10 protein-coding genes are annotated in these 15,861 nt (G+C 56.4%); 3 read left to right on the forward strand and 7 right to left on the reverse strand.

The genetic code is table 11. From position 1 onward, the window contains the following. Positions 1–20: 20 nt before the first annotated feature. Complete coding sequence (locus IEN85_RS21470; protein ID WP_191619152.1) at positions 21–2,606, reverse strand: chitobiase/beta-hexosaminidase C-terminal domain-containing protein; 2,586 nt, start codon at positions 2,604–2,606, stop codon at positions 21–23. A 253-nt stretch (positions 2,607–2,859) separates the two neighbouring features. Continuing rightward, positions 2,860–3,873, reverse strand: coding sequence for a small ribosomal subunit Rsm22 family protein (locus IEN85_RS21475; RefSeq protein WP_191619153.1), 1,014 nt, complete (start codon positions 3,871–3,873; stop codon positions 2,860–2,862). Between the two features lie 121 nt (positions 3,874–3,994). Here IEN85_RS21475 and IEN85_RS21480 point away from each other — a divergent pair, with 121 nt between their 5' ends. Further along, positions 3,995–5,731, forward strand: a complete 1,737-nt coding sequence (locus tag IEN85_RS21480) for an ABC transporter ATP-binding protein (RefSeq protein WP_191619154.1) — start codon at positions 3,995–3,997, stop codon at positions 5,729–5,731. Between the two features lie 129 nt (positions 5,732–5,860). Here the strand turns inward: IEN85_RS21480 and IEN85_RS21485 are convergent, their stop codons facing one another. Further along, entirely contained in the window at positions 5,861–6,922 is a 1,062-nt protein-coding gene (locus tag IEN85_RS21485; protein WP_191619155.1) for a lactonase family protein, read from the reverse strand. 44 nt (positions 6,923–6,966) lie between these two features. On the opposite strand from IEN85_RS21485, the gene IEN85_RS21490 reads away from it, so the two are divergent. Continuing rightward, complete coding sequence (locus tag IEN85_RS21490) at positions 6,967–8,223, forward strand: CFI-box-CTERM domain-containing protein (RefSeq protein WP_191619156.1); 1,257 nt, start codon at positions 6,967–6,969, stop codon at positions 8,221–8,223. On the opposite strand, the gene IEN85_RS24540 is transcribed toward IEN85_RS21490, so the two are convergent. Further along, positions 8,220–8,405, reverse strand: coding sequence for a hypothetical protein (locus IEN85_RS24540; RefSeq protein WP_224772765.1), 186 nt, complete (start codon positions 8,403–8,405; stop codon positions 8,220–8,222). The two genes, IEN85_RS21490 and IEN85_RS24540, sit on opposite strands and share 4 nt — an antisense overlap. 145 nt (positions 8,406–8,550) lie before the next feature. Between IEN85_RS24540 and IEN85_RS21495 the strand changes: the two genes are divergently transcribed. Then, a complete protein-coding gene (locus IEN85_RS21495) occupies positions 8,551–12,045 on the forward strand; it encodes a hydantoinase B/oxoprolinase family protein (RefSeq protein WP_224772766.1) in 3,495 nt (1,164 codons plus the stop codon). Here the strand turns inward: IEN85_RS21495 and IEN85_RS21500 are convergent. The 3 genes from IEN85_RS21500 to IEN85_RS21510 all read right to left on the reverse strand — a co-directional run bounded on the left by IEN85_RS21500 (position 12,042) and on the right by IEN85_RS21510 (position 15,836). Next, on the reverse strand, positions 12,042–14,354 hold the full coding sequence (locus IEN85_RS21500) for a PAS domain S-box protein (RefSeq protein ID WP_191619158.1): 2,313 nt from the start codon (positions 14,352–14,354) through the stop codon (positions 12,042–12,044). The two genes, IEN85_RS21495 and IEN85_RS21500, sit on opposite strands and share 4 nt — an antisense overlap. A 213-nt stretch (positions 14,355–14,567) precedes the next feature. Further along, the gene (locus tag IEN85_RS21505; RefSeq protein WP_191619159.1) at positions 14,568–15,023 is read right to left on the reverse strand and encodes a DoxX family protein; all 456 of its coding nucleotides are present in this window, start codon (positions 15,021–15,023) and stop codon (positions 14,568–14,570) included. A gap of 117 nt (positions 15,024–15,140) precedes the next feature. Beyond that, on the reverse strand, positions 15,141–15,836 hold the full coding sequence (locus tag IEN85_RS21510; protein WP_191619160.1) for a pirin family protein: 696 nt from the start codon (positions 15,834–15,836) through the stop codon (positions 15,141–15,143). Between the last annotated feature and the right edge of the window lie 25 nt (positions 15,837–15,861).

Below are 15,861 nucleotides of genomic sequence, written 5' to 3' on the forward strand. Positions count from 1 at the left end.
GAGGTGGATTGCGGTGCTTCTTAGGGAGTTACGAGTTGAAGGAAGATGGGGATACCTTCCTCATCGTACGGGGAGATGGTTTGGAGCGTTCCCTTGCTGAGCTTCATGGCCTGATAGTTCGGATGACGGATCCAGTTTTCGAGATCCCGGCTGAAGCGGACGAAGTAATGTTGACCTTCGGGGACTTGGAAGGAGCAAATTGGCGTTAGGTCTTGCTGGTTGGCGAGGACGCTGAATTGCGTTTTCAGAGGACCTTGTCCGAGCGGTTTGGCGATGGTAAAGCTTCCGCCGACGGAGATCCAACCGAGTGCGCCGTCGTGATCTTCATTGATGGGAACGAGGTCATAGAAGTTCCCGAAGGGGATAATATCTCCGTTCGCTCTCAGAGCGTAGCCTCCTGCCCAGTTCAGGCTGATATCGATGATGTCGTTCGGACTGGGACCGATCGTCGAGATGAGGCCCCAAGGCTTTACGGTGCCGTCCTCTCGCAAAGCGACTGAGTAATCGAGGGACGCCTCGATGGCGACGACTTTTCCGAGTTCGTCATGAATGATCAGCGGTCCGTCTTCGCCCCATTCGGCTACTCGGCCATCTGCGAAAAGTGCAAGGCTACGGCGCTCGCCGCATGCGATTGCGACGGCCGGTTCGGGAAGTTGGGGCACTGTGATTTGAGTGCGGGTAAAATCCTCCCAAGCGAGCACCGTGCCGTCCTCCTTTAGGGCCATGAAGTGGTCTCCTTGGGCCTTGATTGATATGATGTTTTGCAGGGAGTCGGGGCTTTGCCAGAGGGCGCTATCGAGGCTCCAGATCGAGACTCGCCCATCTGAATGGAGAGCGTAGTTAATGCCGCTCCCGGCGGCCACGCTCACAACGTCCGTCAAAGTGACCTTCGACTCTAGTGGGCGATCTGACCAAACGAAGGTGGTTCCATCTTGTTTTAGCGCGAGTATGTGGTTCGAGCCAGCAGCGACTATTGCGACGCCGTTGGCTCCAGGAGGGGAGTCGAGAAGGCTGTGGTTTTGAGGGCCGTAGCCGAGAAGGCTAACGAGGTCGACGAAACGAATCGTCTCAATGCTGTCAGCGAAGCCGTCAGCAACGCAACGAGCCCTCAGCTGAAAGGATGATTCATAGGGAATCGGGTTTTCGTAGATAGGGGAATCGGAACTGGGTTTCGAGCCGTCCAATGTGTAGTGTATCGCTCCCGAGGCGTTAGGGTTCGTGAGGCTTATTTGGCCGCCACTCGATTGGCTTCGCGAATCGTCGAAATCGGTAGAGGGGGGCAGGAGGATTGGAAGAAAAACGGCTTGAAGGTTTAGTGCTTCGTTTAGGCGGATATTGAGTGGGTTCTCTGATGATTGCAGATCGCCTTCCCAGCGGTGAAACCCAAATCCTGGGGCGGGGATCGCGACAAGTTTAAGAGTCTCCGATTCTTGGAAGTTGCTCTTTTGTTTGGAGCGGCGGACATGCCCCCTGCTTGCGTCGAAAGAGAGTGAGAGCTGATGGGGCTGGCTAGCTGCTTCACGCTGCGCGGCGATGCCGTAGTGCTCGGCATCAATGGCGATGACTTTGTCTAGACGAGAATCAGGTTGGAGAGAGCTGCTGAGAGGCCAACTTACGATGGTACCATCCGCACGAAGGCCGAAGCTCGTGTCGTATGAGACCGCTATGTCGACTATGTCAGTCCAGGAACCGACAGCAGCCTTGAATTCGGGCGTCGCGGCATAGCCACCCCAGCCCAGTACGGTCCCGTCCGCTTTGAGAGCTAGGGAGTGGTTGTTGCCGAAAGCGAAGTCGATGGCTCCTTCAATGCCGCTGGGCAAGGACTCATCGCGCCAATTACCGCTGCCCCATGCCCTGATACTGCCGTCCTCCAAAATGCCGACGGCGAAAGCATCGTCCGCCACGATGTGAATAAGGTTGGCAAGGTGTCGTGGAGGTTCGAGCGACCAGTTCCGAGCAGAGCCGCCCCATGCCCTAGCCTTTCCGTCGCGCAAAAGGGCTATGGCGGCATCTTCTGCTGCTACGATCGAAACGACGTTATCCAGTCCCTCGGGAGGAGTTATCTTGGAAGTATCCAAATAGTCAGAGTTTCCCCAAGTATTGACTTTACCTGCTTCGCTAAGGGTAACTAGGAAGTGCGAACCGGCCGCGATTTCAGCCACCTTTCCGAGCCCTGCCGGTGGTTGGGGAGTCCGGTCGAATGTGGTCTGCCTCTGCACTACCGTTCCATCCGTTTTCAGTGCCAGCACACCGTCCGAAAACGCGGTGACAAGATCGACGTTAGCTTGAAGTGCGGCCGTATCCAGTTCTTGGATAGTGTTCCAAGCCTCAAGCTCCTCAATCTTCAGAAATCGGGCCTCGGAGACGATGCTCTCCAAGCCGCTGGTACTTTTCGTGATTGCTCGGACTATGGTAGATTTATCTAAATCGAAAGGTCCGGTATAGGTTTTTCTGCTGCTAGTGACTCCCTCTGTTTCGAGCGTGTAGTGTATCGAGCTCTCGGAGTCGTGAATGCCAAGGCTGACTGTCACCGAGTCGTAGAATTTTCCTGAAGAAGGAGAAATTTCAGGTTGCGTCACGACTTCCTGAGCTCGCGAATCAGCCAAGGATATTGAAAACAGAATGGCTATTTTAGCTAAGTAACCAGCTTGCCGAAGGGCTTGGCGGAATCTGGAACAGCTCGGGGGATTAAGTACTTCCATGATCGTATCAAATACGTACCCACGATCCGTTGGTAGATTTACCGAAGATGACAAATCAATTGATGACAGATTGTTCGTTTTTAGACGAACGGATCGTCCGAAATCGTTCGCACCCTAAGAGACCACGGACGTTTCGAAGTCTTTGCTCCACCCTCTACTAGATAGTCTCACCGCTTTTAAGGCGGTTGGTTGCGTCCTCTATCTCCTGCCAGCGGAAGAGGGTGCTTTGCTCTTTTTTGAGGGCTTTCCAGAGCTGCTTGTCGTCGCGCTTTTGCAGCTCGAGGTCGCGCAGGCCGGCGGCGTCGCAGCTGAGCAGGCGGGTGTAGCCTTTGAATTGGCGGGGTCGGCCGATGAGGCGGGAGGCGGCCGGGGCCTGGGGGCGATCGGTTGAGGCCGGAAGGCTTTTGTTGGAGAGGGCGAGGAAGCTGTAGGGGAGGCTACGGAGGTCGATTTCCATGGTTTGGGCGAAGCGGGACCAGAATCCTTCGGTGAAGGCTTCGACAGGGGGCTTGCCAAAGAAGTGGCACCAGTGGCGCTGGTTTTCCTCCTTCAGCATAGGGCAGGCGTCGCAGTGGGTGCAGGGGGCTTCGATTTGGAATTCGTTCCGGAGGGCTTCGCGTTGGGCAATGACTTTGCGGCTGGAGGCATGGTCGCCAGGCTCGACGAAGATGATTTGGGCGGCGCTCTGCAGCTGCTCGGAGAGCTGTTGTTGGGCTTCGTAACCGAGCTCGTTGAGGGCGTGAGAGACGAGGATTAGTGAATTGTGAATGGGGAATTGCGAAGTGGGGGCGGGGGCGGGGGCGATTTCGACTTCGAGGCTGGGATAGGCGTCTTGGATGGTTTTTTGGGCGAAGCGGCAGGCGAGGGCGGAGTGGTCCCAGAGCTGGACCTTGTCGAAGGCGTCGGGGCCGAAGAAGTCGAGGACGCGGAGGGCGGCGATGCCGGAGCCGCAGCCCCAGTCGAAGAGGCTGCGGGAGCGGAGCTGGAAACCGGCTTGGGCAGCGAGGGCGAGGGCGTTGTCCCATTTCCAGCCGATGCGGGCGGCGAAGGTGGCGTGGTAGTGGGCGAGGTCGTCTTCGCTTTGCCAATAGACGCCGGAGTTGGCTCCGCTTTGGAGGAAGCGGGAGCGGAGGCGGTCGAGGGTTTCCCAGTTGATGTCGGTCTCTTGCATGTGGTGCGAATTCGAGGGGGAAGAGTGGTGACGAGGAATCGCGTGACAAGCACGCTCCTGTTTAAATTCACGGTTCGGGGCTTGTGTTGAAGCGTCGGGGCCTCTCAATCGTTCAGGTTTTATGAAGACGATTTGGAGAGTTTCGAGCTACTTGTTCCGTTACAAGGCGATGTTTTGGGGTACGATTGCCTTGGCGATCGGGAGCATGGGCTTCTACTTGGTTTTTCCCTCGGTGGCGGGAACGATTGTGGAACGCTTGGAGACGCGCGAATCTCTGGACGGCTATTGGATGCTGGTGTTGGGCCTCGTGGGCTGTTTCGCGATGCGGGAGGTGCTTAACTCCTTGCGTATCCGTTTGAACAACATTTTGGAGCAGAAGGTCTTGGTGGATATTCGACGGGACTTGCATTCCAAGCTGCTGAACTTGCCGGTGCGCTATTTCGATACGCGGAAGAGCGGAGACATTGCGTCGCGTGTGATTGACGACGTGCAGAACGTGGAGCGAGTGATCCTTGACGGTACGGAGCAAGGCAGCACCGCTGTGCTGACTTTGCTGGGAGTGACGACTTTGATGTTCGTCACGGAGCCGCGTCTGGCGCTTTTGATGATAGCCCCGATTCCAGTGATGATCATCTTGTCGCGGTTTCACTTCAAGTCGCAGAGCGTGAACTGGCGCAAGGTGAGAGAGGCTTCGGGAGAATTGAATTCTCTGCTTATAGAAGACATCCAAGGAAATCGCTTGATCAATTCCTTCGCATTGAAGGACCGCGAGCGGGCGCGTTTCGACGAGAAGTGCGAGGAGTTGCGTCGTTACACGCTCAAGGGCATGTTTCGCTGGTCGCTGCACGGCCCGGTCAATGGTTTCATTGTCAGCCTCGGCACTGTCGCTGTGGTCGGCTACGGAGGCTACCTCACTTTCGCGGAACCCGAGAATTTTGGATACGGTGACTTGGTGACTTTTTTGCTGTATTGTTACATGCTGTATCAGCCACTTACGTTGATTTCCTCGCTCAACAACATGCTGGCGACGGGGAAAGCTTCGGCGGAGCGTGTCTTCGATTTGCTCGACTTCGATATCGATATCCAGGATCCGGATACGCCTAAGCCGTTCCCCGCAGCTCCGCTCAAGGTTCAGTTCGATGCGGTGGACTTCACCTACTCGGAGCGGGCGAACTTGTTGAGCGACTTTTCGCTGATCATGCCGGAAGGCAAGGTGACGGCTTTGGTCGGTCACACGGGGGCGGGCAAGTCGACGGTGGCAAACCTGCTGCAGCGCTACTATGACGTGAGCGAGGGTTCGGTGTCGATTGGGGGAGTGGATGTGCGGGATCTTTCGTTGAAGTCGCTACGCTCGAACATCGGCATGGTGGCTCAGGATCCGTTCCTCTTCGATGGATCGGTGCGGGATAATCTTTTGTTGGCTCGGGAGGATGCCTCTGAGGCTGACTTGATTCAGGCTCTAGAAGGCGCTTGCGCCTGGGAATTCGTATCCAAGCTTCCGGACGGTATGGATACCTTGATCGGGGAACGTGGCATTCGTCTGAGCATGGGGGAGAAGCAGCGTCTCACCATTGCTCGTGTGATCTTGCGCAATCCGCCGCTTGTCATTTTGGACGAAGCGACGTCGGCGGTGGATACTCTGACGGAGGCGAAAATTCAGGCGGCGGTGGACAACCTGGTCAAGGAACGCACGACCTTGGTGATCGCTCACCGCCTCTCGACGGTGTTGAAAGCGGACAAGATCGTGGTCTTGGACCAGGGACGTATCATCGAAACGGGTACGCACGACGAGCTGATCCATATCGACGGGCATTATGCCAACCTGTGGAAGGTGCAAACGGACTTGATCGCCGAGTAGAATTTGCCCACGAAGGGCACTAAGCTTCACGAAGAGTGGCAGAGTAGATGAAACTGCCTTCGGCCTTTTTCGTTTTTGGGGACGCGTTTGGGCGGCTTCGGAGAAGCCGCGCCACCAGGTCGCGGTTTTCTAGAGGAAGGCCACGCGGGCGCAGGCAGGGATCTCTAGGCTGCGGGTGTGTGTGAGCTTTCCTGATACGGGGTCGATGCGGAAGAGTTCGCAATTGTCGCTGTCCATGTTGGCGGCGATCAGCCAGCGGCCTGTGGGGTCAATGTTGAAGTTGCGGGGCTGCACGCCGCGGGTGGGCTCGTGGTCGATGGCGGTGAGCTTGCCAGTGGCAGGATCGACGGAGAAGATGGCGATGCTTTCGTGTCCGCGATTCGACGAGTAGACGAAACGTCCGTCGGGGGAGACCAGAACTTCGGCGGCCCAGCGAATTTCGTCGTAGTCGGCGGGCAGGGTGTCGATGACTTGGGTTTCGCGGAGGGCGCCGGTGGAGGAGTCGTAGTCGTAGACGCCGAGAGTGGAAGCCATTTCGTTCAAAACGTAGACGAAGCGGCCGCTCGGGTGGAAGGCGAGGTGGCGCGGTCCGGCTCCGGGGGCGGTCTTGATGTGGCCGAAGGCGCTGGGGACGAGCTTGTGATTGAGGGTATCATTTTCGTAGACGTGCACGGTGTCGGTGCCCAGGTCGCTCACGAGGGCGAAGCGGTTGTCAGGAGAAGTGAATACGGAGTGCGGGTGCGAGCATTCCTGGCGTTTCTCGTTGGGGCCGCTGCCTTCGTATTTTTGGATGTCGCTGTATTCTCCCAGTCCTCCGTCCTCGCGTACTGGATAGGTGATGGCGTAGCTGGAGTTGTAGTTGGCCCCGAATACGTTGGCTCCGATGCGGTCGACCTGCACGTGGCTGGGGGAGACGGTGGGGCAGCTCACGGTATTGATGTGGGAGAGGGCGCCGGTTTCGAGATTGATACGGTAGGCGGCGAGGCCGCCGTTTTGGCCCTTTTCGGCTTCCTTGACGTTGGCGAGGGTGTAGAGGATTCGTTTGGAGGGGTGCACGCTGAGGAAGGCGCAGTTTTCGGCAGCCGTGGTGCCGACGAGTTCCATTTCGCCGCTCTCGAGGTCGAGGCTATAGCAGTAGAGGCCTTTGCTGTGAGCGACGGGTTTGGTGCCAAAATAAACGAAAGTCTTCATGGCGGGGGAGACCAACGGGTCTCTGGAAGGAGGGCCACTCAAAAATGAGCGGGCACCGCTATTGGATACTGTTTGGCGTGAGCGGTCTGGGAAAAGGGATTGCAGGGGTGGGGGAGATTTGCGAGTTGGTGCGCATGAGCAGCTTTTTCTCTCGCCGTCACTTTTTGTCTACTTTGGCTGCCTTGGGGGCTACGCGCTTGTTGCCGGGGCAACAGGAGTCCGACGCGGCTTTCACCTGCTCTCGAACGATGGAACGAGTGGCGAGCGATAGCTTTTTCAATGGCAGCTTGAGCATCGTTAAGGATGGGAACGGCGCGAAGTTGAGCGGAGAGATGATGTACCATGCGATCAAGGGAGAGCCCATCGAGGGGGCCTTGACTTGGAAGCAATGGTCGGAGCAGACGGGAGCGGAAATCCCTGAAGAGGTGGAGGATGCTGCGGACTATGAGGCTTGGTTTGAGAAGGAAGTGGTTATCGGAGGGATGATCTTCAAGTTCGAGGGAGTCGAGGAAAGCGAATGCGTCACGATCGGGAGTGTCTTGGGGAACGCCTCGACTTGCTTCTTGCGGCCGCAGGCGGTGTCGCTGAGTGTGGCGGCTCGCTACGTGGCACCCGAGGTGAACCTTGTCCAGACTCGCATGGTGGTGCGGGTGAACAATCAAGGGGTGAAAGCGTTCCCCACCGTGTTGCAAGGATTCCGTTTCGAAGGGGACGCTTCGCCGCGAATCGGGTATGGCGTCTTGCATGTAGAAGGGCAGGAAAGTTGCGAGTTGCTCAAGGAGCTCGCAGAATATGGCGAGTTTGAGTTGGTATGGATGGATGAGTTTGGCAACGAGCTCTCGTGCTGTCGCTTTTCCCTGTTTTCATTTAACGAGCGGGTGGAGGAGGCTTCTGAGTTGGCTGTCGAGTTGTATTCAGATGCTAAGGTCGGAGTGTGCAACTCTGGAGAGGAGCTGGACTGCTACTTGACCACTGCGACGGTGCTCTCGATGGGATTGGCGGACGACAGCTGGGAATTGCAGCGCTTGCGGCGTTTTCGCGACGAGGTACTGATGGGCAAAGAAAGCGGCGAGGCCTTGGTGAGGGAATACTATGAAGTCGCTCCGCGAATCGTATCCGAAATTTCGGCGCGAAAGGACTCTCGCTTGCTTTGGGTTGCTTCGTATTGGCTGGGGATCTTGCCTACGTGCCTCCTTGCGGAGGCCAGGCTGGATCGGGCAGCAGTGTTTTGGTATCGCAGCATGACTGCTTGTTTGATGCGTTTAGGGAGAAAGGGAAGCTCCTGCCGGAGCTTGATCTAGGTCGTATTGCTAAAGGAGAAGAAGGGGATGTCTTGGAAATTTTGGATCGATACGGGGGGGACCTTTACGGATTGCATCGCCTTGTCGCCAGAAGGCGAAGAGTTGCGAGTGAAGACTTTGTCGTCTTCGGCTTTGCGGGGTAGCGTAGTGGAGGTAATCGATGGTAATCGTTTACGGGTCAAACTGGCGTATCCGGTTTGTAAGGATTTTTATGTGGGGTACGGGTTTAGAGTTACGAGTGTTTCGTCACCGTGTTCCTCTAGTGTCGCTTCGCTCGGTGCCGGCAAACGCGCCAATGTAATTGCTTGGGATCCTCGAAATTGTGAGATGACTTTGGATACGGATCTGCTGGGAGTCGAGGTTGGGCAGCTGTGCGAATTGCAATCGCCCGAAGAGCCTCCTGTCCTCGCTGTTCGGATTTTGACGGAAAAACGGCTGGACCAAGCTTTGCCGGAACTCGAAATGCGCTTGGCGACGACGCGCGGGACGAATGCCTTGTTGGAACTCAAGGGCGCGAAGACTGCGTTCTTGGTGACGGAGGGATTTGGTGACTTGTTGCGGATCGGCAACCAGCAGCGGCCGGATCTTTTTGAAATCGGTATCCAGAAAGTGGAGCCGTTGCACAATTGCGTTTTCGAGGTTAGCGGTCGTTTAGCGTCAGACGGCTCTGAGATCGCACGCCTAGACGAAGGGGCGGTGCGAGGATTTGCTCAGTCTGCGCTGGCGGAGGGAGTGGAGAGTTTCTCAGTTGCTTTGCTGCACAGCTATCGCAACGGGGAACACGAAAAGCGGGTGGCGGAGATTTTGCGGCAGGAGGGCGCGAAATACGTGTCGGTTTCGAGCGAACTTTCTCCTTTTGTGAAGTTGCTTCCGCGGGCGGAGACGGCGTTGGTAGACGCCTACTTGGCGCCGATCATGGACAGCTATTTGGATGCGGTGGAGAATCGCGTGACAAGCACGCTCACAGGGGCTCCGGCATTGCGGGTGATGACGAGCGCGGGGGGCTTGGTGAGTCGCAGCAATTATCGTCCAAAGGATAGTCTGTTGAGCGGTCCAGCGGGAGGCGTGGTGGGATCGTCGCTCTCTGGGCTACAAGCGGGCGAGGGGCGGAGCATCGCTTTCGATATGGGAGGGACGAGCACGGACGTGTCTCGTTTCGATGGTCAATTGGATTATCGCTTTGAGCAAAAGATCGGCGCAGCCCGCGTCTTTGCCCCGAGCTTGAGGATCGAAACGGTGGCGGCGGGAGGGGGATCAGTCTGTTGGTTTGACGGATCTGCCTTGCGGGTGGGGCCGCAGAGCGCGGGCGCCAACCCCGGGCCAGCGTGCTACGGAGCGGGCGGTCCCCTCGCGATTACAGATGTCAATTTACTGTTGGGGCGTTTGGATGCTTCGAAGTTTGGGATTCCGGTATTTCTGGAGAGAGCGGAGGAGAGACTTCTTGAATTGCAACGGTCTATCCTTGAATCGACGGGTGAAGCAATGAGCCGAGAGGCCATACTGGAGGGCTTGCTTGCGATCGCGAACGAAACGATGGCGGAAGCGATTCGCAAAATTTCGACTGGCGAAGGCTACGATCCGGCAGACTATGTTTTAGTCGCTTTCGGTGGCGCAGGGGGATTGCATGCCTGCGCTGTTGCGAGTATTCTCGATATGGATACGATCGTTTTCCCTTCGGATGCCGGATTGCTGAGCGCCAAAGGCTTGCGTCACGCGCAAGTCGAACACTTTGAAGGTCGCCAGGTTTTGCGGAATTTGGGCGAATGCGAAAAGGACTTGGAAGCTTGGATTGGCGAGCTGCGAGTGAAAGCTGAACGTTGTTTAGCCGAAGACGGCATTGATGCTGCGGAGATCGATTCGAGAGAACCGCGTTTCGAGTTACGGTATCGTGGTCAGGAATCGATATTGACTCTGGAGGGCGGTGAATTGAGTGAGCTCAGGGCGCGTTTTGAAGCTGCGTATCGCGAGCAATTCGGTTTCTTGCCGGATGGCTTGGAGATCGAGTTGGTGGCGGTGCGAGTGGCGGCGGTGAGCGGCGATAGCGGGTTGGGCGAGGAATGCTTCGAAGAATCGCGTGAGAAGCAGGCTCCCACAGAAGCGTATATGGTTCGTAGCGATCTAGAGGCGGGACAGACGCTTTCAGGCCCGTTCGTGATTCAGGATCCTTTCAGTACTGTTTACGTGGATACGGGATGGACTGCGACTGTCGGGAATCAGGGGACCTTGAAGTTGCGTAGGGTCGAGACCATGGAAAAGGGTCAGTCGCAGGGTGAGGTGGTTGACTTGGAGCTCTTTACGAATCGTTTTCTATCGATCGTCGACGAGATGGGAGCCTTGTTGGAACGGGCTGCGTTTTCGACCAACGTGAAGGATCGTAAGGACTTTTCTTGCGCCTTGCTGGATCCGGACGGTTATCTATTAGCGAACGCGCCCCATATTCCGGTTCACTTGGGGGCCCTAGGAGTCTGTCTGCGCACGGTTTTGCAGCGGATGGAGCTAGAGCCTGGAGATGTGGTAGTGACGAATCACCCGGCCTACGGGGGATCGCATTTGCCAGATGTGACTTTGTTGGCTCCGGTGTATACAGAATCCGGAGACAAGCTGTTAGGTTACGTTGCAAATCGGGCGCATCATGCGGAGTTGGGTGGAATCTCCCCCGGGAGCATGCCTCCCAATGCCCAGAACCTAGCCGAGGAGGGGGTTGTCATTGCTCCTTTAAAGCTCGCTTCAAAAGGTTCTGTCGATTGGAAGCCGCTATTGCGTCTCCTGAAGGAAGGGCCTTATCCGAGTCGTTCTCTAGATGAAAACGTGGCGGATCTTTCCGCTCAGTTGGCCTCCATCCGTAGAGGGCAATCTGCCTTGATGCAATTGGCGGAAAAGGAGGGTTGCAGCCGTGTAGGGAAATACATGTCGCTATTGAAGGAACGCGCTGCGACAGCGTTGAGGCAGGCTTTGTCCGCGACCGATTGCGTTGGCAAGGGGCGGTATCGAGAAAGCTTGGACAATGGAGAGGCGGTCGTGGTGGAAGTTACGACGCAAGGGTCAGGAAAGTGGTTAATCAATTTCAGCGGCACAGCGGGTGTTCAGCCGGACAACTACAACGCGACGCCGGCGATAGCTACCAGTGCTGTGATCTACGTGCTGCGTTTGCTTGCGGCTGTGGATGTTCCATTGAACGAAGGGTTCCTAGATGTAGTGGATATCAAGATACTCGAAGGAATGCTGAACCCGTCTTTTGATGAGGATCCTAGAAATTGCCCTGCGGTGGTGGCGGGCAACGTTGAGGTGAGCCAACTGGTCGTTTCTGTATTGTTGAAGGCTTTTGGCTTAGCCGCTTGTAGCCAGTCTACCATGAACAACTTGATTTTCGGAACAGATTCGTTCGGCTACTATGAGACGATAGCCGGAGGTGAGGGGGCTTCTCCTACCAGAGCAGGAGCGAGTGGCGTGCATACCCATATGACGAATACGGCAATGACCGATTCGGAAATCATGGAAATCCGTTATCCTGTGCGAGTGGAATCATTCGCTTTGCGTAGCGGATCCGGCGGAAAGGGGATTCATCGCGGTGGCGATGGAGTCACCAAACGTATACGTTTTTTGGATGCGGTAACGCTTTCGCTGCTGACGCAACGAAGAAGGCAAGCTCCCTTTGGCATGGCAGAAGGCGAGCCGGGTTCTTGCGGAGAGCAAATCTTGATCGATCCAACGGGCGCTCGAACGATCTTGCCGGGCAACGGTAGTTGGAACTTGAGCGCGGGCAGCGTGTTGGAGATTCGTACTCCCGGAGGCGGCGCTTGGGGGCGCGGTTCACAACCTTAGCGTTTGCTGCTGATTTGCCGGTCCGCACGTTCGAGTACCGCCCTGAGGGAGGGAATTGAAATGGGCTTTGAAATATAGTCGTCCATGCCTTGAGCCAGAAAGCGATCCTTTTGTTCAGTCAGGGCGTAGGCGCTTTGGGCGACGATCCAAACGGGAGAGTCGTTTGCGAGCTGTTTGATTCGACGGGTGGCCTCGATTCCGTCCATCTTCGGTAGCTTTACGTCCATCAAGACGATGGGATACCGCTTGGCTTGCCAAAGCTCGATCGCTTCTTCCCCGCTTTCCGCAATGTCGTGCGGGCACTGGAGGTGTTTCAAGATGGCGCTGGTGACGAGCTTGTTGTTGGGTTCGTCTTCGACGAGGAGGATTTTCGAGGGCGCTGGCTGGGTCGCTGGGGCAACGTCTTGAACCTTGGTCTTTTCTACCGGGGACGGGTGTGGTTTCTCCAATCCAGGAAGGGTGATGTAGAAGCGTGTTCCGTTAGCGGTATCGCTCTCAAATTCGATCTTCCCATCGAGTAGCTCGATGATGCGTTTTGAGATCGCGAGCCCGAGACCCGACCCCCTTTGGGACTTGCTCAAGGAATCGCGGCCTTGGCGAAATGGCTCGAACAAAGACTTTTGCTCTGGTTTCGGGATACCTGAGCCAGTATCGGAAATTGAAATACGCAAGGAGCTACCGATGGAGTCGAGGCTAACCTTTATCGATCCCGACTCGGTGAACTTTATGGCGTTTCCGATTATGTTGAACAGCACTTGCAGCAAGAGTTGCCCATCGGTGTTTAGGGCGCTGTTTCGCGGAGCGCGGTTGTCCAGCGTATATTCCAGGCCTTTTTTCTTCGCGCTGGATGCCAGGGGGAGTAGGCGCCCGCTGAAGAAACTGTCGATATCCAGAGTTTCGCGCTTTGGCTCGAGGCTGCCGCTCTCGATCTTAGCGAGGTCGAGTATGCTGTTGATCAGCTCCAGCAAGTGGGTGGACGAAGCAAGCATGATATCGACAAGGGGAGCCTTGGCATCGTCATCGGTTTGTAGTTTAAGCAATTCGCAGGGGCCCACGATGGAGTTGAGAGGGGTTCTCAGCTCGTGGCTCATCATGGCGAGAAATTCGGATTTCGCCTGATTGGCTTTCTCTGCGGCGACTTTGGCTCGCTGCAGTTCCTCTTTTTGTCTTTGGGATTCCGTGACGTCGTGGACGAGGCTGGCGACTCCGATGATCTTGCCGTGTTGGTCGACGAGGCTTGTGTTGTGCCATTCGCAAATGCGTTTGGAGCCGTCCTTGTGCAGGTTCTGGTTTATGGACCGTTTGCCGCCTCTATTGGAAACGAGCCGAGCCCAGACCTCCTTCGTCTTTTCTTGGGTTTCTGGGTCGATGATGATGCTACCGGGCTGTCCGACTGCCTCCTCTCGGGTGTATCCGAAAATCTGAGTCGCTGCTTGGTTCCATTCGGTAATGCGGAAGTCGAGTCCCCACTCGATGACTCCGAGTGGCGTTTGTTCGACGTGCAGCCGCATTCTCTGGTTTTGGGCTCGGAGTTCCTCTTCGAACCACTTGCGTTCGGAAATGTCTTGGGCGAGGGCATAGACGAGGCCCTTTTCCGGTAGGGGGCGGGAGCTCCAATCGAGCCAAACGTAGTGCCCGTCTTTGTGCATGACCCGGTTTTGAAAGGAGTACTGGATTTGCTTTTCTTCCAGCAAGGTTTCGACGAGTCGTTCCGAACGTTCTCTGTCCTCGGGATGGATAAATTCCACGAGAGGGGTTGAAAGGAGTTCCTCTTTGTCGTAGCCGAGGGTGGTCTCGAAGGCGGGGTTGACGTCGAGGTAGTAGCCCGTCTGGAGGTCGGCGACGCAGATGAGGCTGATGGTATTCTCGAAGATGGCGCGGTAGTGAGTTTCCGCTTTGTCGAGGCGGCGTTCGGTGTCCAGGCGCTCCGTGAGCCCGCGGCAGACGGCGATGAAGATCTCTCTCTGGTCGAGTTCCCGATAGATCGTGTGCATCTCGACGGGAAAGGTCTCGCCTCGCTTGTTGCGGTGCTCCGTGCGATAGACGGCGGAGCCCTGCTCGCGTAAGCGGTCGATGCGAGGAATGAGTTCGGCTTTTATGTAAGGGGCTTCGATGTCCCAGGGGCCCATTTTCTGGAATTCGTTTTCGCTGTATCCATAGCGGGCGACTGCTGCTTCGTTTGAAAGCACGATGCGACGGTTGCTGTGATCGTAGACGAAAACGGGATCGGGAAGACTGTAGAAGGCGGCCTCGTAACCTAGTTTCTCTGTGATCGAGGAAGGGTTAGGATCGGAATTTGGTCGAGGCATGGGCTCGTCTTGTGTTGAGGAGGGGGTGGGGGAGGTGTTCTGCTCTGTTGGGTACGATGGAACCTACATTGAATAGCGCGCTATGGCAAACATCAAGAGGCACTCTTTGCTGCGCTTTTCTCTACGTAAAGAAGCCCGCTCCGGATTTTTTTGAAAAATCGGAAGCGGGCTGGAATGGGATTTCGTTTTGGCGTCGAACGTGAGTTTATGGAATCAGTCCGCTGACTTGGAGATCGCTTTGTCGACTGAGAGGGCGCCTCCTCCGGATACTACGCCGATTAGGGCGAGGCCGATCGTGAGCAGATGGTACTCAAAGCCTTCGCCTGCCTGGTTTCCGTACCAGTTCATGAAAAAGCCGTTTGCGGTGTGGCCCATGAACATGGCAACTGTCATGGTAATTCCGATACCGAAGGCGGAAATGCGGGTCAGGGCTCCGGCGAAGAGAGCTACGGCGCCCAGCGACTCGGCGATGATGACGAGGAACGCAAGTATGGCTGGGATACCCAGGGAATCAGTGAAGTAGCCCATGGTCCCGGAGAAACCGTAGCCACCGAACCAGCCAAGGAGCTTTTGGGCTCCATGCGGAAAGATGACGATGGCCAAGGTAAGGCGAGCTATGAGAGGAGCGACGCTGTTGGAGGTCGCGAGGATGGATTGTACGTATTTCATTTGGTTTTTTTGTTTAAAAAGTTTGGTGGTTGGAGCGTGGGAGTAGGGTACGTTTTCCCGGGAGCCCGCTGGGGCAGCGGGCGCAGCCGAGGATGTTTTTGGCGACCAAGGTCGCTCCTACTTGAGATCGAAGAGGAGGACTTGGCTGCTGTTGTTGGCCTTGAGCTGCAGCGTTTCGGGGCCGCTCAGGTAGGCGGCGTCGCCTGCTTCGAGGCTTTGGCCGTTCAGTTCGATCTTGCCTTCGGCCAAGTGCAGCCAGGCGTGTCGATCTGCGGCGAGTTGGTATTCGATTTCCTGCGACGGATCGAGTCGGGCGAGCGAGAGGTCGGCGTCTTGGTGGATCGCCATGGAATCGTCGCGTCCTGACTTGCTGGCGGCAAGGTGCCATTGGCCTGCTGCGGCATCGGCCATCTGTCGTTCGGCATAGCGTGGCGTGACTCCGTTTTTGTTGGGCTGTATCCAAATTTGCAGCAGGTGTACGGCCTCGTCGCTGGAGGGGTTGAACTCGCTGTGCATGATACCGGTGCCGGCTGCCATGTATTGGAAGTCGCCCGGTTGGATGACGCGGCCGTTGCCCATGGAGTCCTTGTGTTCGAGCTGTCCGCTGAGAACGTAGGTAATGATTTCCATATCCTGGTGAGGATGGGTGCCGAAGCCTTTGCCCGGCATGACGATGTCGTCGTTGATGACGCGAAGGCTGCGGTAGCCCATCCACTCGGGATCGTAGTAGTTGGCGAAGCTGAAAGTGTGGTAGGATTCCAGCCAGCCGTGATTGGCGTGGCCGCGTTCGTTTGATCTGCGTATCTGTGTCATGGATGCAGTATGCCACGTGGAGGCC

It is taken from the genome of Pelagicoccus enzymogenes, assembly GCF_014803405.1.
Lineage (GTDB): Bacteria > Verrucomicrobiota > Verrucomicrobiia > Opitutales > Opitutaceae > Pelagicoccus > Pelagicoccus enzymogenes.

Bases quoted from the DNA above. Each gene is read 5' to 3' on its own strand.
- IEN85_RS21505 (WP_191619159.1), bottom strand. From the start codon at position 15,023: ATGAAATACGTACAATCCATCCTCGCGACCTCCAACAGCGTCGCTCCT.
- IEN85_RS21485 (WP_191619155.1), bottom strand. From the start codon at position 6,922: ATGAAGACTTTCGTTTATTTTGGCACCAAACCCGTCGCTCACAGCAAA.
- IEN85_RS21480 (WP_191619154.1), top strand. From the start codon at position 3,995: ATGAAGACGATTTGGAGAGTTTCGAGCTACTTGTTCCGTTACAAGGCG.
- IEN85_RS21495 (WP_224772766.1), top strand. From the start codon at position 8,551: ATGACTTTGGATACGGATCTGCTGGGAGTCGAGGTTGGGCAGCTGTGC.
- IEN85_RS21475 (WP_191619153.1), bottom strand. From the start codon at position 3,873: ATGCAAGAGACCGACATCAACTGGGAAACCCTCGACCGCCTCCGCTCC.
- IEN85_RS21510 (WP_191619160.1), bottom strand. From the start codon at position 15,836: ATGACACAGATACGCAGATCAAACGAACGCGGCCACGCCAATCACGGC.
- IEN85_RS21490 (WP_191619156.1), top strand. From the start codon at position 6,967: ATGAGCGGGCACCGCTATTGGATACTGTTTGGCGTGAGCGGTCTGGGA.
- IEN85_RS21500 (WP_191619158.1), bottom strand. From the start codon at position 14,354: ATGCCTCGACCAAATTCCGATCCTAACCCTTCCTCGATCACAGAGAAA.